We start from the raw sequence: 20320 nt of genomic DNA on the forward strand, positions 1-20320 counted from the left end.
CGGTAACTTCTTGCAGCAACTTCACAGGGCCCGCTACCCAACTGGGTGGCGGGCCTTTAGCATCTGCGCAACCGCAAGGTTTCAGCAAGGTTTCTGCAAGAGCCTTCAATGGTGAAGGAACCCCACATGGCACGTAAGACCCTCTCCGCCGCACTGGCGCTGGCCGCCTGTAGCGTTGTCATGACCCCGTCCGTCGCGTCGGCCTCCCCGCCCGGCACGAAGGACGTCACCGCCGTCCTCTTCGAGTGGAACTACGGCTCGGTCGCCAAGGAGTGCACCAACACCCTGGGCCCCGCGGGCTACGGATACGTCCAGGTCTCCCCGCCTGCCGAGCACATACAGGGCTCGCAGTGGTGGACGTCGTACCAGCCGGTGTCGTACAAGATCGCCGGACGGCTCGGCGACCGCACCTCCTTCCAGAACATGGTCAGCACCTGCCACGCGGCCGGGGTGAAGGTCGTCGTCGACACCGTCATCAACCACATGTCGGCGGGCAGCGGTACCGGCACCGGCGGCTCGTCGTACACGAAGTACGACTACCCGGGCCTGTACTCCTCCTACGACTTCGACGACTGCACCTCCCTCGTCTCCAACTACGCCGACCGCTGGAACGTCCAGCACTGCGAACTCGTCGGCCTCGCCGACCTGGACACCGGCGAGGAGTACGTCCGCAAGACCATCGCCGGCTACCTGAACGACCTGCTCGGCCTCGGCGTCGACGGCTTCCGCATCGACGCGGCCAAGCACATCCCGGCCGAGGACCTCGCCAACATCAAGACCCGGCTGACCAACCCGTCCGTCTACTGGAAGCAGGAGGTCATCTACGGCGCAGGCGAGGCCGTCCAGCCCACCGAGTACACCGGCAACGGAGACGTCCAGGAGTTCCGCTACGCCTACGACCTCAAGCGTGTCTTCAACGACGAGAACCTCGCCTACCTCAAGAACTACGGCGAGGGCTGGGGCTACATGAGCAGCTCGGTGGCCGGGGTCTTCGTCGACAACCACGACACCGAGCGCAACGGCAGCACGCTCAACTACAAGGACGGCGCCAACTACACCCTGGCCAACGTCTTCATGCTCGCCTACCCGTACGGTGCCCCCGACATCAACTCCGGCTACGAGTGGTCGGACGCCGACGCGGGCCCGCCCAACAGCGGTGTCGTCAACGCCTGCTGGCAGGACGGCTGGAAGTGCCAGCACGCCTGGCCGGAGATCATCCGCATGGTCGCCTTCCGCAACGCCGTGCGCGGCGAGTCGGTGACGAACTGGTGGGACGACGGCGCCGACGCGATCGCCTTCGGGCGGGGCGCGAAGGGATACGTCGCCATCAACCACGAGAGCGGCACGCTGACCCGGACCTACCAGACCTCGCTGCCGGCGGGCACGTACTGCAACGTGCAGAACAACACGAGCGTGACCGTGAACGGCTCCGGCCAGTTCACCGCCACCCTCGCCGGCAACACGGCCTTGGCCGTCTACGCCGGGAAGTCGACCTGCTGATCCATCCGCTGCGTCCCGATGACGGCCAGCAGGCGCAGCGCCTCCTCCGACGGTGAGCCCGGAGCGGCGGTGTAGATCACGACCTGCTGGTCCCGGTCCGTGATGTCGAGGGCGTCGCAGTTCACGGTGACCGGGCCCACCACCGGGTGCTGGAAGGTCTTGCACAGGGTGGGCTCGGCGGACACGTCGTGCGACTCCCACAGCCGGCGGAACTCCCCGCTCCCGGCGAGGAGCTCGGCCACCAGCCCGGTCACCTCCGGCGAGTCGGGGTAGCGGGCGGCGGTGGCCCGCAGCCGCCGCGCCGAGAGCCGGGCGAAGGCGTCGACGTCCGACACCCCGTACAGCCTGCTGCCTTCCGGGCGCGGCGCAAGAAAGGCACGGCGCACCAGGTTGCGGTCGCGCGGGGGCAGCGCGGAGAAGTCCTCCATGAGGGCGGCGGCCAGATCGTTCCAGGCCAGTACCTCGAAGGTCGCGGACGTCACGAAGGCCGCCGCCTGCGGCAGCCGGCGCAGCAGGTCCAGAAGGCTCTGCCGCACCTCACGCGAGGGCCCGGGCCGCGGTCCCGGCGGCGCCCCGGCGAGGTGATGGAGATGCCCGCGCTCGGCGTCCGACAGCCGCAGCGCCCGCGCCAGACCGCCCAGCACCTCCCGTGACGGACGGGGCCCCCGGGCCTGTTCGAGACGCGTGTAGTACTCGGTCGAGATGAACGCCAGCTGCGCCACCTCCTCGCGCCGCAGCCCGGGCGTACGGCGCCGCGGGCCGCGCGGGAGCCCCACCTCGGCGGGGGAGATCCGCTCACGCCGGCTGCGCAGGAACGCCGCGAGTTCTTGCCTGTCCATGCCCATCAGTGTGCGCCGGGCGCCGGACCCCATCCAGGTACCGCCGATGCCTGGATGAGCCGCCGGACCGGGACCAGGCTCGAAGCCATGACGAACACAGTGACGACCGGCCAGGGCCTTCTCACCGACAAGGTCGCCTTCATCAGCGGCGCCGGGCGCGGCATCGGCGCCGCCGCCGCCCGGCTCTTCGCCCGCGAGGGCGCCCGGGTCCTGCTGGCGGCCCGCACGGAGGAACAGCTCAAGACGGTCACCGAGGAGATCCTCGCGGCGGGCGGCACCGCCGACTACACGGTCTGCGACCTGGCCGACGCGGCGAGCGTCCGCGCCGCCGTCGACCGCACCGTGGAGGTCTACGGCCGCCTCGACATCGCCTTCAACAACGGCGCGATCGCCCAGCACCCCGGTCCCATGGACGAACTCCCCGAGCCGGACTTCGACCACGTCACCAGCGTGAACCTCAAGGGTGTCTGGCTGGCCATGACCGCGGAGATCAAGGCCATCCGCGCCACCGCCTCCGGCGGCGCCATCGTCAACAACTCCTCCGTCGGCAGCCTGCGGGCCAACCCCGTCCTGCCCGTCTACGGCGCCCTGAAGCGGGCCGTCAACAGCCTCACCCAGTCCGCCGCCGTCACCTACGGCCCCGAGGGCATCCGAGTCAACGCCGTCGCCCCCGGCGGCACGCTCACCGAGATGGTCCGCGACTGGGACGCGGCCACCCCCGGGGTCATCGACCGCATGAAGTCCATGACCCCGCTCGGCCGCACGGCCGCCCCCGAAGAGATCGCCGAAGCCGCCGCCTGGCTCCTCAGCGACCGGGCGTCCTTCGTGTCGGGCGCGATTCTGCAGGTGGACGGGGGAGCGGGCGCGTGAGAGGCCGCCACCGGGGTCCCGGTGGCGGCCCGCCCGGCCGTGAGGTCACGGCGTGACGTCGATGTGCCTGGCCAGCGCCGTGACGGAGAGGTCACCGTGGTCGACCCACTGACGGAAGGCCAGCGTCTTGTGCTGGGTCGAGGCGGGCGGGGTGATCTCCAGGTAGGAGGCGTGCACCGCGCCCGAGGTGCCGGTGTTGGCATGGGTCCAGGCGACGACGGCCTCGGCGCTCTGGCCGTCCTTGAGGACCAGGGTCTTCTTGCCCGGGTCCTTGGCGTACCAGGTGTTGCCCCAGTGCGTGTGGGTCGTGATCGCCTTGTGCGCGGAGTTCTCCAGCCCCAGGCCGGGGTAGCCGCGCAGCGCGCAGGTCTTCCCGCTCAGGTTGCGCAGCGTGATGACGACGCCCTGGTGGTTCATGCCGCCGGCCAGCTGCGTGCCGAAGGTGGCCTTGAGCGCGGCGGCGGAGCAGGTGGGCGTGGTCTTGGCGGCGCTCGGGCTCGCGGCCTCGGCGGTTCCGGCCCAGGCGAGGCCCAGGGCGGCGACGGCCGCAGCGGCGAGCACCGTACGGCCGAGCCTGCGGCCGGTGCTTTGCCGGGTGGTGGTGGACAGGTCGGTGGTCTTCCGGTGTGCGTTCACGGTGACAGTGCTCCACTCGCGCTCTGAGGCGCGGGCCGCGACGTGCGGCCCGCGCCGTCTTCGTGTGCCGTACACAAGGTCAGATGCGCGGAACTCCGGAATTGTTCGCGAGAGACGACAGGAAATTTCGGTACCTGTCCGCGACCGTCCGACTACTTCCAGGTGTCACTCGTCGTGTAGCCGGACGAGGTGCCCGTCGTGTAGGAGCGGTTCGTGCCCGACTCCCAGGTCACGTTCCCGGAGCCGTCCTTCTTGATGTACTTGTACGTGAAGGCCGTGCTCTTCGGGACGATCACCAGCTTGCTCCACGTCGGGTACGACTCCGACGACAGCGGGATCGCGTCGCTCGTGTTCCAGGAGCCGAGGGAGGCGACGGAGCCGACGACGTAGACGTTGGTGCCCCAGGTGGTCGTGGCGTACTCGTTGAAGGTGACGTCGGTGGCGTCGGCGTTCGCCACGTTCCAGGAGTTGTTCAGGGAGACCGCCGACGTGGTGGTCGTGGCCGACCTGTTGGCGTTGGATTCCCAGGTCGCATTGCCCGAACTGTCCTTCTTGATGTATTTGAACGTGAAGGACGTGTTGATCGGTACGTTCACCGCGCCCGACCAGATCGGGTACCCGGAGGACGAGAGCTGGATCGCCTTGGAGGTGTCCCAGCCGCCCAGGGCGTCGATGGAGCCGACGACGTAGACGTTGGTGCCGGTCGTGGTGGACGCGTACTCGTTGAAGGTCGCGGTCACCGTGGAGGTGGAGCCACCGCCGCCGCCGGTGTCGTCGCAGCCGACCGTGCAGGTGTAGGAGGAGTCGTAGAAGGCGACCGCGCCCTTCGCGGGGATGGTGATCGACGCGCTGCCGCCGGAGACCGTCACCTTCGTCGTGCCGCCGTCGACGACGTCGGAGTACGTCCCGTCCGCCATGCCGGTGGTGAAGGTGTAAGTGGCTGACGAGGAGCCGTTGTTGAGGGCGAAGAAGCCCGCGCCGCTGCGGCCGAAGCCGATGACGTTGGACGACATGGTCTGCCAGTTGGAGACGGCCGCGCTGCCGGCCGCGTTGTGCCAGGCCACCATGCCGACGACCCCGGTGTCACGGTCGAGGCAGTACCAGGAGCCGCTGGCGCAGTCCGTGTCCGTGACGAAGCCGGACGAGTTCGGCGGGGCCTGGTCGCTCTGCGTCCATTCCCAGCTGGCGTAGACCGTCGGCGTCGACCACTTGTAGGCCAGCTCGAAGAGGTTCGCCAGCTTGTAGGTGTCGCCGTCCTTGTACGACATGTGCAGGCCGTTGCGCTCGGTGTCGTGGTTGGTCACGAAGGACACCGAGTTGGCGGCCGGCAGGATGCCGCTGCTCTCGATCGACGACAGGTCGCTGACGTTGGCCTGGAAGGCCGACTTCAGCTTGCTCGCGTAGGTGAAGTCCAGGACGTCGCCGGAGCCGTAGTAGTCGCTGGGCTGCGGGGTCGAGCCCGGGTACACCTCGTCGAAGACGTACGGCGCGGCCCCGGACGTCGTGGTGTTCAGCTTGGCGACGATGGCCGCCATGTCGGTGGCCGGGATGTGCTTGGCCGAGTCGACGCGGAAGCCGTCGACGCCGAGCGCGATCTGCTTGTTGAGGAAGGCGGCGAGGCCCGAACGGACGTTGTCCGCGCCGGTCTTGAGGTCGGGCAGGCCCAGCAGTTCGCAGTTCTGGACCTGGGTGAGGTTCGAGTAGTCCTGGATGGTCAGGTCGGAGGTGGGGCAGTCGGCGGAGGTGTGGTAGTCGCTCGGGTCCCAGTCCGGGGTGTCGTACTTGTTGGTGAGGGTGGTGCCGTTGTAACCGGTGCCGGTCTGGGCGGCCGTGTGGTTGATCACCGCGTCGGTGTAGACCTTCACGCCCGCGGTGTGGCAGGCGGTGACCATCGCGGCGAACTGTGTCGCCGTCCCGAAGCGGCTGTTCAGGGTGTACGAGTAGGGCTGGTAGACGTCCCACCAGTAGTAGCTGGACTGCTTGAGGGACTCGGAGGGCGGGGCGACCTGCACCGCGCCGTACCCGGCCGGGCCGAGCACGTTGGTGCACTCGGACGCGATCGAGTTCCAGTTCCATTCCCAGAGGTTGGCGATCACGTCGCCCTTGGCGGTGGTGTCCGCCTGTGCGGCGGTGGCCGGCAGGGCGACGACGCCCGCGAGCGCCAGGGCGCCCGCGGCGATCGTGACGGCCGTGCGTCTGAAGACACCCGGGGGTCGGTGTCCGGTCATGTGCGGCTCCCAAACAAGAGGGACAGGCTTCAACAACCCTGGAGCGTGGGCCAGTTGAGACAACCCGTCAATACGCCTCGTGAAAGTTCTTGCTGTGAGTTTCAAGCCTCTTGCTGTAAACCTTTCGTTGGCGATACGGTCGCGCCGGGTCGGACCCAAGAGAGCCGCTATCGCTAGGAGTTCACACCGGTGATACATGTCAGACGGGTCGCGGCCGTCGCCGTCGCCGCCCTCGCCGCCGCGCTCGTGCAGCCGGTCGCCGCACACGCCGCCGCCCCGCCCGCGCCCCCTTCCGACGCGCGGCTCGCCGCCGAGCCCGCCCGGCACGACGACACCCGCGAGCAGTTCTACTTCGTCATGCCGGACCGTTTCGCCAACGGCGACACGGGCAACGACAAGGGCGGCCTGACCGGCTCCCGGCTCTCCACCGGCTACGACCCCACCGACAAGGGCTTCTACCAGGGCGGCGACCTCAAGGGCCTGACCAACCGGCTCGACTACATCAAGGGGCTCGGCACCACGGCCATCTGGATGGCCCCGATCTTCAAGAACAAGCCCGTGCAGGGGACCGGGAGCAACGCCTCGGCCGGCTACCACGGGTACTGGATCACCGACTTCACCCAGGTCGACCCGCACTTCGGGACCAACAAGGACCTGGCGACCCTCATCTCCAAGGCGCACGCCAAGGGCATGAAGGTCTTCTTCGACGTCATCACCAACCACACCGCCGACGTCGTGGACTACGAGGAGAAGTCGTACGACTACCTGTCCAAGGGCGCCTTCCCCTACCTGACCAAGGACGGGCAGCCCTTCGACGACGCCGACTACGCGGACGGCAGGAAGAAGTTCCCGGCCGTCTCCACCGCCTCCTTCCCGCGCACGCCGACCGTCACCAGCAAGTCGAAGGTGCCGTCGTGGCTCAACGACCCGACGATGTACCACAACCGGGGTGACTCGACGTTCGCCGGCGAGTCCGCGACCTACGGCGACTTCTCCGGCCTGGACGACCTGTGGACCGAACGGCCCGAGGTCGTCAGCGGCATGGAGAAGATCTACGAGCGGTGGGTGAAGGACTACGCCATCGACGGCTTCCGGATCGACACCGTGAAGAACGTCAACATGGAGTTCTGGACCCAGTGGGCGACCGCGCTCGACACGTACGCGGCGCGGCACGGTCGTAAGAACTTCTTCATGTTCGGTGAGACGTACTCCGCCGACACGTCCGTCACCTCCCCGTACGTCACCCAGGGACGGCTGGACGCGACCCTCGACTTCCCGTTCCAGGACGCGGCCCGCTCCTACGCCTCCCAGGGCGGCAGCGCGCAGAAGCTGGCGAGCGTCTTCGGCGACGACTACAAGTACACGACCGACAAGGCGAACGCCTACGAGCAGGTCACCTTCCTCGGCAACCACGACATGGGCCGGATCGGGTACTTCCTGGAGCAGGACAACCCCGAGGCCACGGACGCCGAGCTGCTCGCCAAGGACCGGCTCGCCAACGAGGTGATGTTCCTCAGCCGCGGCAACCCGGTCGTCTACTACGGCGACGAGCAGGGCTTCACCGGCTCGGGCGGCGACAAGGACGCCCGGCAGACGATGTTCGCGTCGAAGGTCGCCGACTACCTGGACGACGACGAGATCGGCACGGACCGGACCGCCGCCAGCGACTCGTACGATCCGAGTGCGCCGCTCTACAAGCAGATCAGTGCTCTCGGCAAGCTCCGCAAGGACAACCCGGCCCTTGCCGACGGCGTCCAGACCGAGCGCTACGCGGCCGACGGCGCCGGGATCTACGCGTTCACCCGGACGGACGCGAAGACCGGCCAGGAGTACGTCGTCGCCTTCAACAACGCCGGCACGGCGAAGACGGCGACCTTCGCCACCGGGTCGGCCGGCATGCGCTACCGCGCGGTCTACGGCACCGACGGCACCGTGACCTCCGGCACGGACAACGGCGTCACCGTCACCGTCCCCGCCGAGTCCGCCGTCGTCTACAAGGCGGCCGGCCCGCTCGACAAGCCCGCCACCACCCCGACGATCACCCTCCGGGCCCCGGCCGCCGGCGCCACCGGAACCGTCGACCTCACCGCGGACGTCACCGGCGGGCAGCTCGACCGCGTCGTCTTCGCCGCCCAGGTCGGCAACGGGAAGTGGACCACCCTCGGCTCCGCCGACCACGCCCCCTACAAGGTCACCCAGACCCTCGCCGCGGACGTCCCGGCCGGCACCGCCCTGCGCTACAAGGCGGTCGTCGTCGACACCGCCGGGCACACTTCCGGCGCCCTGGCCGCGAGCACCTCCGGCACCCCGCCCGCCGCCGAGACGCCCACCGCCTCCTCCCGCGACTACGCGGTCGTCCACTACAAGCGCACCGACGGCGACTACGCCGACTGGGGCCTGTACGCCTGGGGCGACCTGGCCGACGGAGAGGCGACCACCTGGCCCGCCGGCCACCCCTTCACCGGCCGCGACGCGTACGGCGCCTTCGCCTACGTCAAGCTGAAGCCCGGCGCCACGAACGTCGGCTTCCTCGTCGTCGACAAGAACGGCGACAAGGACGTCTCCGCCGACCGCTCCATCGACGTCACCAAGACGGGCGAGGTCTGGATCGAGCAGGGGAAGGCGGACGTCCTGACCGAGAAGCCGACCGCCGACTACCCCGCCCAGGACACCACCAAGGCGGTCATCCACTACCACCGCGCCGACGGCGACTACGACGGCTGGGGCCTGCACGTCTGGACGGGTGCCGCGAACCCCACCGACTGGTCGAGCCCCCTGCGGCCGGTGAAGACCGACGCCTACGGCGCGGTCTTCGAGGTACCGCTCACCGAGGGTGCCACCAGCCTCAGCTACATCATCCACAAGGGCGACGAGAAGGACCTCTCCGCCGACCAGTCGCTCGACCTCAAGTCGAACGGTTACGAGGTGTGGCTGTTGAACGGCCAGGAGAAGTACCTGCTCCCGCAGCCCGCCGGCAGCGCCGCCGCACTCGACCTGACCACCTCCAAGGCGGTCTGGATCGACCGGGACACGGTCGCCTGGGACGGCGCCGACGGCGCGGTCTCCACGCAGCTGGTCTCCTCCCACGACGGTTCGATCGCCGTCGAGGACGGGACGCTGACGAGCGACGACGAGCGGTGGCTGCGGCTGACGAAGACCACTCTCACCGACGCGCAGAAGGCCGAGTTCCCGTATCTGAAGGACTACACGGCCTGGTCGGTCGACCCGCGCGACCGCGGCCGGGTGCGCGAGGCGCTCGACGGACAGCTCGTCGCCTCCCAACGGGCCGCTGGGGGCACCTCCCAGGCTTTCGGCTCTGGGGGAGGCGCGGTGCTGGCCGCGACCGGGGTGCAGCTCGCCGGGGTGCTGGACGACGTGTACGCCAAGGCGACGACGGCGGACCTCGGCCCGGTCTTCCACCACGGCAGGCCGACCCTCTCCGTGTGGGCGCCGACCGCGCAGTCCGTCGCCCTCGAACTCGACGGCGCGGTCGAGCCGATGTACCGCGCCCCCGCCACCGGCGTCTGGTCCGTCACCGGTCCCGCGTCCTGGAAGAACAAGCCCTACCGGTACGTCGTGAAGGTCTGGGCGCCCAGCGTCCGGAAGGTCGTCACCAACAAGGTCACCGACCCCTACTCGGTCGCCCTCACCGCGAACTCGGAGCGCAGCCTGGTCGTCGACCTGAACGACAAGTCCCTGGCGCCGGGCGGCTGGTCGACGTACACCAAGCCCAAGGCCGTCCCGATGAAGGACGCCCAGATCCAGGAGCTGCACGTCCGGGACTTCTCGGTGGCCGACTCCACGGTCCCGGCCGCCGACCGGGGCACGTACCTCGCCTTCACCGACAGGAACAGCGACGGCTCCAGGCACCTCAAGGCCCTCGCGAAGTCCGGGACTTCGTACGTCCACCTCCTGCCGGCCTTCGACTTCGCGACCGTGCCCGAGAAGAAGGCCGACCAGGCGAGCCCCGGCTGCGACCTCGCCTCCTACCCGGCCGACTCCGAGCAGCAGCAGGCGTGCGTCTCCGCGGTGGCCGCGAAGGACGCCTACAACTGGGGTTACGACCCCTACCACTTCACGGTCCCCGAGGGCTCGTACGCCACCGACCCGGACGGCACCGCGCGCACGGTCCAGTTCCGCAAGATGGTCAAGTCGCTCAACGACGACGGGCTGCGGGTCGTCATGGACGTCGTCTACAACCACACGGCGGCGAGCGGGGAGGCGGACACCAGCGTCCTCGACCGGATCGTGCCCGGCTACTACCAGCGGCTGCTCGCCGACGGCAGCGTCGCCAACAGCACCTGCTGCGCCAACACCGCGCCCGAGAACGCCATGATGGGCAAGCTGGTGGTGGACTCGATCGTCACCTGGGCGAAGGAGTACAAGGTCGACGGGTTCCGCTTCGACCTGATGGGCCACCACCCGAAGGCCAACATCCTCGCGGTCCGCAAGGCCCTCGACGCGCTGACCCTGAAGAAGGACGGCGTCGACGGCAGGAAGATCATCCTGTACGGGGAGGGCTGGAACTTCGGCGAGGTCGCCAACGACGCCCGGTTCGTGCAGGCCACGCAGCAGAACATGGCCGGCACCGGCATCGCCACCTTCTCCGACCGGGCCCGGGACGCGGTGCGCGGCGGCAGCCCCTTCGACGACGACCCCGGCATCCAGGGCTTCGCCTCCGGCCTCTACACCGACCCCAACTCCTCGACGGCCAACGGCACCACGGCCGAGCAGAAGGCCCGGCTCCTGCACTACCAGGACCTGATCAAGGTCGGTCTCACCGGCAACCTCGCGAAGTACCGGTTCACCGACAGCGACGGCAAGGAGGTCACCGGCGCCGAGGTCGACTACAACGGCTCGCCCGCCGGATACGCCGACGCGCCCGGCGACGCCCTCGCCTATGTCGACGCGCACGACAACGAGTCGCTGTTCGACGCGCTGACGTACAAACTGCCGGCCGGTACCTCCGCGTCCGACCGGGCCCGGATGCAGGTCCTGGCGATGGCCACGGCCGCCCTCTCGCAGGGACCCTCGCTCTCCCAGGCCGGCACCGACCTGCTGCGCTCCAAGTCCCTGGACCGCAACTCCTTCGACAGCGGCGACTGGTTCAACGCCATCCACTGGAACTGCGCCGACGGCAACGGCTTCGGCCGCGGGCTGCCGACGGCCGCCGACAACCAGTCCAAGTGGTCCTACGCCAAGCCGCTGCTGACCTCGGTGAAGGTCGGCTGCCCGCAGATCGACGGGACCTCGGCCGCCTACCGGGACCTGCTGAAGATCCGTACGACCGACAAGGCGTTCTCGCTCGGCACGGCCGCGCGGGTGCAGGCGAGGCTCTCCTTCCCGCTGTCCGGGAAGGACGAGACGCCCGGCGTGATCACCATGGAACTCGGTGACCGCAGTGATCTCATCGTAGTGTTCAACGCGAGCCCCGACGCGCAGGAGCAGCGGGTGGGCGCCCTGGCCGGAACCGGCTACCGGCTGCACCCCGTGCAGGCGTCGGGCGCGGACTCCGTCGTCAAGACGGCATCGTACGAGCGGGAAACGGGTACGTTCGAGGTTCCGGGACGCACGGTGGCGGTGTTCTCCCGGACGAGGTGACCGTGGCCTTACGTCGGTGGGGCAGGCCCGGGACCGGGCACTGCCCCACCGGTGTTGTCCAGGGGCTGGGAGAATGGACGTCAACGGCAAGCTGACAGACACGACCGTGCTGGTCGTGGACGACGAGCCCGCGAGCCGGTACGCGATGGGCACCGTGCTGCGGCGGGCCGGTCACCAGGTCGTCGCCGTCGCCGACGGCCGGCAGGCGCTCGCCGAGCTCGACGTACGGCTGCGCAAGGGCGCCCTGCCCGACGTGGCCCTCATCGACGTGAACCTCCCTGACATGAGCGGCTTCGAGCTCTGCCGCCGGCTGAAGGAGCGGCCGCACATGGCCGGCCTGCCCGTCGTGCACTTCTCGGCCCTGCGCACCGCCCCGGTGGACCGCTGCCCGGGCCTGGACACGGGCGCCGAGGCGTATCTGACGGTGCCGGCGGATCCGGAGGAGATCGAGGCGGCGGTCCGCTCCGCGGTGCGCGCCGCCCGGCTGCGCGCCGACGACCAGGCGCTGGTACGGCGGCTGAAACTGCTGTCGGAGACCATCGTCACCATCCAGGCGGCACGCTCGCTGCACGAACTGGCCGACGCCGCCGCGGACGGCGCCGCCCGCCTCCTCGGCTGCCCCGCCGCCGTCTTCGTCCTCGACCAGGACGACGAGCTGTACCGCGGCCTGTACCGGGAGCGCACCTCCCTCGCGCTGCCGGACGAGGGCGCCCACCGGGACGTGGCCGGTCTGCTGCGGCGGCTCACCCGCGGGCAGTCCGGGGTCCGCATCACCACCGTGCCGACCCCGCTGTGGCCCACCGGGTTCTTCCGGCCCGGGGTGCAGCACGACGCCCGGCTGACGCTGGTCCTCACCCAGGACGGCAAGGTGCCGGTCTGCGTGGCCACCCCGACCCGCGGGCAGCGCAGGGTCGACCCGGAGAACGAGGCGCTGCTGGCCCAGCTGGCCCAGGCCACCGCGCTCGCCGCCGAGCCGCTCCTCATGTACCAGGTGGAACGGCATGTCGCGCTCACCCTCCAGCACAGCTTCCTGCCCCGCCCGCACCAGCTGCCCGAGCTGCCGGGCGTCGACATAGCGGTCCGGTACGAGCCCGCCTCCCAGGAGACCGAGATCGGCGGCGACTTCTACGCCGCGCTGCGGGTCGGCGACGGGGTGCTCACCGCGGTCGGGGACGTCGTGGGGCACTCGCTGGACGCGGCCACCGTCATGGTCGAACTGCGGCACGCGCTGCGCGCCTACTGCCTCACCGAGAGCGACCCGGCCGCCCTCGCCGAACGGCTCGACAAGCTGCTCCAGCACTACCACGCCGAGGTCACGGCCACCGTCTGCCTGGCCCTGATCGACCCGGGGACCGGACGCACCCGCGTTGCCAACGCCGGGCACATCCCGCCGCTGATACTGGGCGAGGACGGCAGCGCCGAGTACGTCAAGGCGTCCGGTCCGCTGCTCGGCGTGGGGCTGCCCCACCCGCCGCCCACCGAGCTGGTCCTCGAACCCACCGACCGGCTCCTCATGGTCACCGACGGCCTGATCGAGACCCGCGGCACCGACCTCACGGTCTCCATGGAACAGCTCCGGGCCGCGGCCGGCGGCGCCCTGCCCGGCCTGGAGGCCCTGTGCGACACCCTCCTGGCCTGCTTCGGCCGGGACCGCGAGGACGACATCGCACTCCTTGCGCTGAGCCTGGCCGACCGGACCGCTCGCTGACCTCGGGTCCGCCTCCGGGGAACGCCGACCGGCCCCAGCTGGCGCTATGGCGAATTCGAGCGGAACCGAGCGGAATCGCGCGAAGTCGAGCGGAATCGAAAGGCGGGCGAGAAGTGGTACGGGGTATTCCGTGCCGATAGCGTTCGCCATGGCCATGACTGTCACTATTCGTGGTCAATTCCCGGCTTGATCGAAACCGCGGACCGGCCTATAAAGAATGTGGAGCGGAATCTTCCGTCGCCGGGTGCGTGAGATCCGCTGGGAAGGCTGGGGTCGGCGTGCCGACATGGGTCTCCTGAATCCGTCCCCGTCACCGGGATTTGATTCGGAGTTAATTGGTGCACACTGTTTATTAATCCCGGGCACGGTTCGCGGTGTCATCGAACGCGTGAATTATTTTCCGGCGGGGTGGCGTTTATACGCCCATATCTGCGCCGGACTGCGCCCTCTATCGCCGGTGCAACACCGTGCGCTCATCGAAGCAAGTAGCGGCCGGCTGGCGCGGGTTGTACGTTTTTCCTCACCGAAGGCCTATTCCAACCAGCGGTTCTCGCCGTTGAGAGGGACACGCATGACGAGCCACGCAACCGAATTCGAACTCGAAAGTCTGCTCCGCCGGGCGTTACAGGCCACAGACACCGGCGCGCGTTGGGCGACCGACGCGGACGACATGTGGTGCCGCCTCACCCACCAGTCCGGTATGCAACGTCGGCAGGGCTGGAAATTGCACGTCTCCGCGACGGCCGCATCCGCGCCGAAAGTGCTCGAGAAAGCGTTGGAAGTGCTGCTGCGCGACGAGTCGGCATTCAAGTTCGTGCGGTCGCTCGAACAGGTGAGCGCGCTCAATTCCCGTGCCACGCCACGGGGAAGCTCGGGCAAGTTCATCACCGTCTACCCGGCCTCCGACACCACCGCCGCCCGACTGGCGCTGGAACTGCACGGGGCCACGGCGGGACTGGCCGGCCCCCGGATCCTGTCCGACCAGCCTTATGCCCCGAACAGCCTGGTGCACTACCGCTACGGAGCCTTCGTCGGCCGGCGGCGGCTTTCGGACCAGGGGCTGCTCGTCTGGTTCATCGAGGACCCCGACGGAAATCCCGTGGAGGACAAGCGCACCGGGCAGTATTCCCCGCCCTCCTGGGCGGTCAGCCCCTTTCCCGCCGCGGTACCGCTGCCACCGAGGCAGGAGAAGAAGGCGGCGGGCCGCCCGGTGCTGCTCGGCGGCCGGTTCTCCGTGCGGGAAGCGATCCGGCACACCAACAAGGGCGGCGTCTACCGGGGCACCGACGTCACCACGGGCGCACCCGTGGTGATCAAGGAGACCCGGCCGCACGTCGAGGGCGACGCGTCCGGCGCCGACGTCCGCGACTGGCTGCGGGCCGAGGCCAGGACGCTGGAGAAGCTCAAGGGCACCGGGCTGGCACCGGAACCGCTCGCGATGTTCGAGACGGGCGGGCACCTGTTCCTCGCCCAGGAGGAAGTGCCGGGCATCCCCCTGCGCAACTGGGTCGCCGAGCGCTTCCGGGACGTCGGGAGCGAACGCTACCGCGCGGACGCGCTCGCCCAGGCCGGACGCCTGGTGGAGCTGGTCGCGGCGGCCCACGCCCGCGGCTGCGTCCTGCGGGACTTCACACCCGGCAACGTCATGGTCCGCCCCGACGGCGAACTGCGTCTCATCGACCTGGAGCTCGCCGTCCTGGAGGACGACGTCCCGCTGCCGACCCGGGTGGGGACCCCCGGCTTCAGCGCCCCCGAGCGCCTGGCGGACGCACCGGTCTCCGTGACGGCCGACTACTACAGCCTCGGCGCCACCGTGTGCTTCGTGCTCGCCGGGAAGATACCGAACCTGCTGCCCGAGGAACCGGACACCAGGCCCGCCGAACAGCGGTTCGCGGAGTGGCTGGCCGCCTGCGACGAAACGTTGTGTCTTCCGGACGGCCTGCCGGAGGCGATCCTCGGGCTGACGAAGGACGATCCCGCCGAGCGCTGGGACCCCCTCAGGGCGCGAACGGCCCTCCGCGCCGCGGACCCGGCGCGACCGAGGCCGTCCGCCGCCGGGGCGGGACAGCCCGCCGCCGGGCCGGGGCCCTCCGCCGCAGGGCCGCCGGAGACAACCGATCCGGACGGGGCGGTGCGGGACGCGATCACCGGCATGGTGGAGCACCTCGTCGACTCCATGACCCCGCGCGACGACCGGCGGCTGTGGCCCGTGTCCACCCTGGCCGGCGAGACCGACCCCTGCACCGTGCAGCAGGGCGCCGCAGGCGTACTCGCGGTCCTGACCCGGTACTTCGAACTCACCGGCGACCCGCGCCTGCCGGGTCTGCTCCGCACCGCGGGCACCTGGATCGCCGCCCGCACCGACACCCGCGCCATCCGTCCGGGCCTGCACTTCGGAGGCCGCGGCATCGCCTGGGCGCTGTACGACGCCGGACGCGCCGTCGACGACCGCACGCTCACGGACCACGCGCTGGCCCTGGCGCTCGCCCCGCCGGAACCGACACCCAGTCACGACATCACCCACGGCCGCGCGGGCAGCGGACTCGCCGCCGCCCACCTGTGGCGCCGTACCGGCGACCCACGCCTGGCCGAACTGGTCGTCGACGCGGCCGACCGGCTGGCCGCCGCCGCCCGGCCCGAGGCGCCCGGCGTGAGCTGGCCCGTCCCCGCGGAAGCCGTCTCCGAGGAAGCCGGCAAACGCTATCTGGGCTACGCACACGGAGCGGCGGGCATCGGCGGCTTCCTCCTCACCGCCGCGGCCGTCTCCGAACGGCCGGAACACCTGGAGCTGGCCGTCGCCGCCGGAGAGTACCTGGTGGCCAACGCCGTGCAGGTCGGCGGAGCGGCCCAGTGGCCGGCCCAGGCCGGCGACCCGCCCACGGCCCCGTACTGGTGCCACGGCTCGGCGGGCATCGGCTCCTTCCTGGTCCGGCTCTGGCAACGGACCGGGGACAAGCGATTCGGCGATCTCGCCCGCGGCGCCACGCACGCCGTCGTGGAGCGTGCCTCCCGCGCCGCCCTCACCCAGTGCCACGGACTGGCGGGCAACGGCGACTTCCTCCTCGACATGGCCGAAGCCACCGGGGACCCCGCCTACCGGGCGGCGGCCGACGGCCTTGCCCGCCTGATCGTCTCCGAACGCGCCCACCGCGACCGGCACGTCGTCTTCCCCAACGAGTACGGGGACGTCTCGACGAGCTGGAGCGACGGGTCCGCGGGAATCCTCGCGTTCCTCCTGCGGACCCGCCACACCGACCCCCGGCACTGGATCGTCCAGCAGCCGGGCTGAGCGACAGGAAATCCCCTGTCGTAACCGCTCACAGAAGGAGAATGTCATGGAGAACCAGGCCCTCGAGCTGCTGGCCGAACTGCACGCCCTTCCGGAGACCGACCCGGTCGACTTCGACGGAGCGTCGTACTCCGGGACCTGCGCGTGCGTCGGCCTCCTGACGCTGCTCAACACGGTCTGCGTCGGCATCAGCTGCGCGTAGCCGAAGAACTCCGGCCGGTGGCCGCCCTCGGGCGGCCACCGGCCGGAGCCGAGCCCGCTGCGGCCGGCAGGCCCGCGGAAGACACCCCCGTGGACGAGGACTCGACCATGCAGCCACCCGCCGGTGACACCGCTCGTACCCGGACGACCGTGCCGACCGCCGCTGTCCCGCACCCGGATGCCACGGAGCCCGCCGCACGGCCCCGGTACGCCATCAGCACCCGCGGCCTGGTCAAGAGCTACCCGGGGCCGGACGGAACCACCACCCACGCCGTACGCGGCCTCGACCTGGACGTGCTCGAAGGCGAGACCTACGCGTTCCTCGGCCCCAACGGCGCGGGGAAGTCCACCACCCTCGCCCTGCTGTGCGCGCTGGCCCGCCCCAGCGCCGGCCGGGCCACGGTGGCCGGTGTCGACGTGCTCGACCGGCCGGACCAGGTGCGCGCGACGGTCGGGATGCTCTTCCAGCACAGCGCCCTGGACCCGGACCTGACGGCCGAACAGAACCTGCACATCCACGCCCGCCTCTACGGACTGCGCCGCCGCCACGTCCGCCCGCGCGTCACCGAGCTGCTCGAAACGGTCGGGCTGACCGACCGGCGGCGGTCCCCGGTACGCACCCTGTCCGGCGGCATGCGCCGCCGTCTGGAACTCGCCCGCGGCCTGCTGCACGCCCCCCGGGTGCTGTTCCTCGACGAGCCGACCACCGGACTCGACCCGCACGCCCGTGCCCAGGTCTGGGAGCACCTGCGCGCACTGCCCGGCCGGCACGGCTGCACGCTCCTCGTCACCACCCACTACCTGGAGGAGGCGGAGCACTGCGACCGCCTCGGCATCATCGACCACGGCCGGCTCGTCGCCCAGGGCACGCCCCTCGCCCTGAAGGCCGCGATCGGCGACGACCGGGTGGTACTGCGCACGGGCGACGACGCGGCGGCCCGACAGGTCGTGGGCCGTACCGCGCCGCCCGGCCTCGCCGTCACCCTGGACGCCGAAGGGGTGTCCCTGCGGGTGCCCGACGGCAGCGCCTGGATTCCCCGCCTGTGCGTGGCCCTCGCGGACCACGGCATCCCGGTGCACGCCGCGTCCGCGACCCCGCCGACCCTCGACGACGTCTTCTTCCACCACACCGGTCGCAGCATCCACGGCCCCGCGCCGCAGCCGGCCCCGGCCGCCCCCACGGCAGCGGCGGAGGAGGCCCCGTGACCGCACCAGCCCGCCAGGCCCCGGACGCCTCCGCCGCCTCCGCCACCCCTGACGCCCCGGACGGCACCGGCCGTGCGCCCGGGACCCGCCTGCGCCACGAACTGCGCGCGGTCCACGCCCTGGTCCACCGCGATCTGCTGCGCCTGTCCGTCCAGCGCGTCCACACCGCCCTGATGCTGCTCCAGCCGGTGCTCTACCTCTTCGTGCTGGGCGGTGGCCTGGCCGCCCTGATCCCGAACTCCTCACTGGGCGTCGGCTACCAGGCCTACCTCTTCCCGGGCATGCTGATCATGACGGTCCAGGCGCCGGCCATCATCGTCGGAATCCGCCTGATCACCGACCGGCAGAGCGGCTACCTCCGCGAACTCCTGATGGCCCCCGTCCGCAGGTCCACCCTCCTGCTCGGCACCTGCGCCGGCGGCACCCTCGTCTCCACGGTGCAGGGCGCCGTCCTGCTCGGCCTGGGCGGTGCCGTCGGCCTGCCCTACGACCCGCTCCTGCTGGTACTGCTCCTCGCCGCCCTGCTCCTCGCCTCCTTCACCGTCACGGCCCTGTCCCTGCTGCTGGCCGTCACCCTCGACCGGCCCGAGATCTTCCAGATGCTGCTCGGCCTGGTGATGATGCCGCTGCTCTTCCTCTCCGGCGGCTTCTTCCCGCTGGCGAACCTGCCGGGCTGGGCCCACACCCTGTCCGTCGTCAACCCGCTCGCCTACGGAGTGGACCTGCTCCGCCGCTGCATCGCGCTGCGGGTACCGCACCAGGCGGCCGGCGTCGGCGTCGAGTGGTTCGGCCGACGGCCTCCCCTGCTCCTGGAGGGCTCGCTCCTGCTGGCCGGCGGAGTCGCGGCCCTGCTCTGGGCGGCCCACCGCTTCGGCCGCCCCGAATGACACCCGGGCCCGCACCGGTCCGCCGGGACGAGCCCTAGGCTGGGCCCCGGTTGCCGTAGAACAGGAGTGCTCATGCCGCAGATCACCGTCGACTACACCGCCACGGCGGACCCCGCCTTCGACAAGGCGGGCTTCGCCCGGGCCCTGCACACCGCCGTGGTCGAGATCGCCGCCGCCAAGCCCGAGGCCTGCAAGACGCTGTTCCGCGCCGCCGACGAGACCGCCTTCGGCTACGACACCGACGGGGCGCACGTCATCGTCCACGTGACCTTCGGCCTGCTGGCCGGCCGCACCGACGAGACGAAGGCGAAGCTGACCGAGACGACCCTGGAGCTGCTGCGGGAGCACCTGAAGCCGGAGGGGGCCGTGCTGCACGCGTCGGCGGAGGTACGGGACCTGGATCCTTCGTACCGGAAGTACAAGGGCTAGGCCCGCTCCTGTCTGGTGTCCGGCTGCCGCGCCGTCGTGGTCGCTCGCGCAGTTCCCCGCGCCCCTCTGGGGCGCGGATCCTCGGGGCGCTCCGGCAGCGCCCCGTAAGGGGCGCGGGGAACTGCGCGACCAGCCACGACGGCGGCGCACCCGGACGACGGCCCGGCGCCCCGCACGGGGACGGCGCTAGCCCGCCAGGGCGATCAGGCGGGCGGCCAGGTCGGCGAAGGGGCCGTCGGTCGGCTCGTCCTGCACCATCCGCTTCACCAGCGCCGTCATCTCCTCGTCGTACGCGGCGCTCACGGCCGTCAGCGCGGCGAAGTCGTGGACGAGCTGGATCTCCAGCTCGGCGCGCGGGATGCGCCGCCCGTCCAGCCAGATCAGCGCCGTCGACTCGGCGAGCGAGATCCAGGAGCGGACGACCAGTTCCAGGCGGGGCGGCGCCTCGGTGACGTCGAGGTGGGAGAGGATCTGCTCGTAGGCGACCTGCCGTACGGAGTCGATGAGCGCGTTGGTCGCCGAGGAGCCGACCGCCGGGCCGCCGCGCATCAACGCGGCGAAGCCGGGCCCGTGTTCGTCGACGAAGTCGAAGAAGCGGCGCATCACGCGCAGCAGCCTGGCCCCGAGCGGGCCCTCGCGCGGCTCCTCGAAGCGGCCCGCGAGATCCTCCGAGGCCCGCTTCAACGCGGCCTCGTACAGGCTGAGTTTGCCGGGGAAGTAGTGGTAGACCAACGGCCGCGAGATGCCCGCGGCCGAGGCTATCTCGTCGATGGAGACCTCGTCGGGCGAGCGACGGCTGAACAGTTCGAGGGCGACGCCGATCAACTGCTGCCGCCGCTCCTCGACTCCCATCCTGCGGCGTACCCCGGTTGTCATGCGAACACCTTACCGATCGGATCCGGCCTCCCACGGACCCGACCCTTCAC

The 20320-nt window shown here is 70.6% G+C and carries 13 protein-coding genes; 9 read left to right on the plus strand and 4 right to left on the minus strand.

Features of this window, described 5'->3' with window-relative positions; translation table 11 throughout:
- Window positions 1-126 precede the first annotated feature (126 nt).
- A complete protein-coding gene (locus ACGF5O_RS01750) occupies window positions 127-1500 on the plus strand; it encodes an alpha-amylase family protein (protein ID WP_393807940.1) in 1374 nt (457 codons plus the stop codon).
- Here ACGF5O_RS01750 and ACGF5O_RS01755 read toward each other — a convergent pair.
- Window positions 1476-2339 (minus strand): helix-turn-helix transcriptional regulator, encoded by an 864-nt coding sequence (locus ACGF5O_RS01755; protein WP_393807941.1) that lies wholly within the window; start codon window positions 2337-2339, stop codon window positions 1476-1478. The genes ACGF5O_RS01750 and ACGF5O_RS01755 overlap by 25 nt on opposite strands.
- Before the next feature lie 87 nt (window positions 2340-2426).
- Here ACGF5O_RS01755 and ACGF5O_RS01760 point away from each other — a divergent pair, with 87 nt between their 5' ends.
- Window positions 2427-3209: an SDR family NAD(P)-dependent oxidoreductase gene (locus ACGF5O_RS01760; RefSeq protein WP_393807942.1), complete on the plus strand. Its 783-nt coding sequence runs from the start codon at window positions 2427-2429 to the stop codon at window positions 3207-3209.
- A 45-nt stretch (window positions 3210-3254) separates the two neighbouring features.
- Here ACGF5O_RS01760 and ACGF5O_RS01765 read toward each other — a convergent pair whose 3' ends face one another.
- Together ACGF5O_RS01765 and ACGF5O_RS01770 are read right to left on the minus strand one after the other, a co-directional pair.
- Window positions 3255-3845 (minus strand): DUF4232 domain-containing protein, encoded by a 591-nt coding sequence (locus ACGF5O_RS01765; RefSeq protein WP_393807943.1) that lies wholly within the window; start codon window positions 3843-3845, stop codon window positions 3255-3257.
- Window positions 3846-3997: 152 nt separating this feature from the next.
- Window positions 3998-6073, minus strand: a complete 2076-nt coding sequence (locus ACGF5O_RS01770; RefSeq protein WP_393807944.1) for a carbohydrate-binding module family 20 domain-containing protein — start codon at window positions 6071-6073, stop codon at window positions 3998-4000.
- 189 nt (window positions 6074-6262) lie between these two features.
- Between ACGF5O_RS01770 and pulA the strand changes: the two genes are divergently transcribed.
- From pulA to ACGF5O_RS01805, 7 genes are all read left to right on the plus strand, one after another.
- Window positions 6263-11674 carry a pullulanase-type alpha-1,6-glucosidase gene (gene pulA, locus ACGF5O_RS01775; protein ID WP_393807945.1) on the plus strand — a complete coding sequence of 1804 codons (5412 nt, stop codon included), beginning with the start codon at window positions 6263-6265 and terminating at the stop codon, window positions 11672-11674.
- A 73-nt stretch (window positions 11675-11747) separates the two neighbouring features.
- Window positions 11748-13382, plus strand: a complete 1635-nt coding sequence (locus ACGF5O_RS01780) for a SpoIIE family protein phosphatase (protein WP_393807946.1) — start codon at window positions 11748-11750, stop codon at window positions 13380-13382.
- 571 nt (window positions 13383-13953) lie between these two features.
- Window positions 13954-16671 carry a class IV lanthionine synthetase LanL gene (gene lanL, locus ACGF5O_RS01785; RefSeq protein ID WP_393807947.1) on the plus strand — a complete coding sequence of 906 codons (2718 nt, stop codon included), beginning with the start codon at window positions 13954-13956 and terminating at the stop codon, window positions 16669-16671.
- 46 nt (window positions 16672-16717) lie between these two features.
- Entirely contained in the window at window positions 16718-16873 is a 156-nt protein-coding gene (locus ACGF5O_RS01790) for a VenA family class IV lanthipeptide (RefSeq protein ID WP_362600081.1), read from the plus strand.
- A gap of 107 nt (window positions 16874-16980) precedes the next feature.
- The gene (locus ACGF5O_RS01795) at window positions 16981-18078 is read left to right on the plus strand and encodes an ATP-binding cassette domain-containing protein (protein WP_393807948.1); all 1098 of its coding nucleotides are present in this window, start codon (window positions 16981-16983) and stop codon (window positions 18076-18078) included.
- Window positions 18075-18965 (plus strand): ABC transporter permease, encoded by an 891-nt coding sequence (locus ACGF5O_RS01800; RefSeq protein WP_393807949.1) that lies wholly within the window; start codon window positions 18075-18077, stop codon window positions 18963-18965. The genes ACGF5O_RS01795 and ACGF5O_RS01800 overlap by 4 nt, the downstream gene beginning before the upstream one ends.
- Before the next feature lie 72 nt (window positions 18966-19037).
- A complete protein-coding gene (locus ACGF5O_RS01805) occupies window positions 19038-19394 on the plus strand; it encodes a 5-carboxymethyl-2-hydroxymuconate Delta-isomerase (protein WP_393807950.1) in 357 nt (118 codons plus the stop codon).
- 186 nt (window positions 19395-19580) lie between these two features.
- On the opposite strand, the gene ACGF5O_RS01810 is transcribed toward ACGF5O_RS01805, so the two are convergent.
- Window positions 19581-20270 carry a TetR/AcrR family transcriptional regulator gene (locus ACGF5O_RS01810; protein ID WP_393807951.1) on the minus strand — a complete coding sequence of 230 codons (690 nt, stop codon included), beginning with the start codon at window positions 20268-20270 and terminating at the stop codon, window positions 19581-19583.
- Window positions 20271-20320: the final 50 nt, after the last annotated feature.

Source organism: Streptomyces sp. NPDC048291 (assembly GCF_043201715.1).
Classification (GTDB): Bacteria; Actinomycetota; Actinomycetes; order Streptomycetales; family Streptomycetaceae; genus Streptomyces.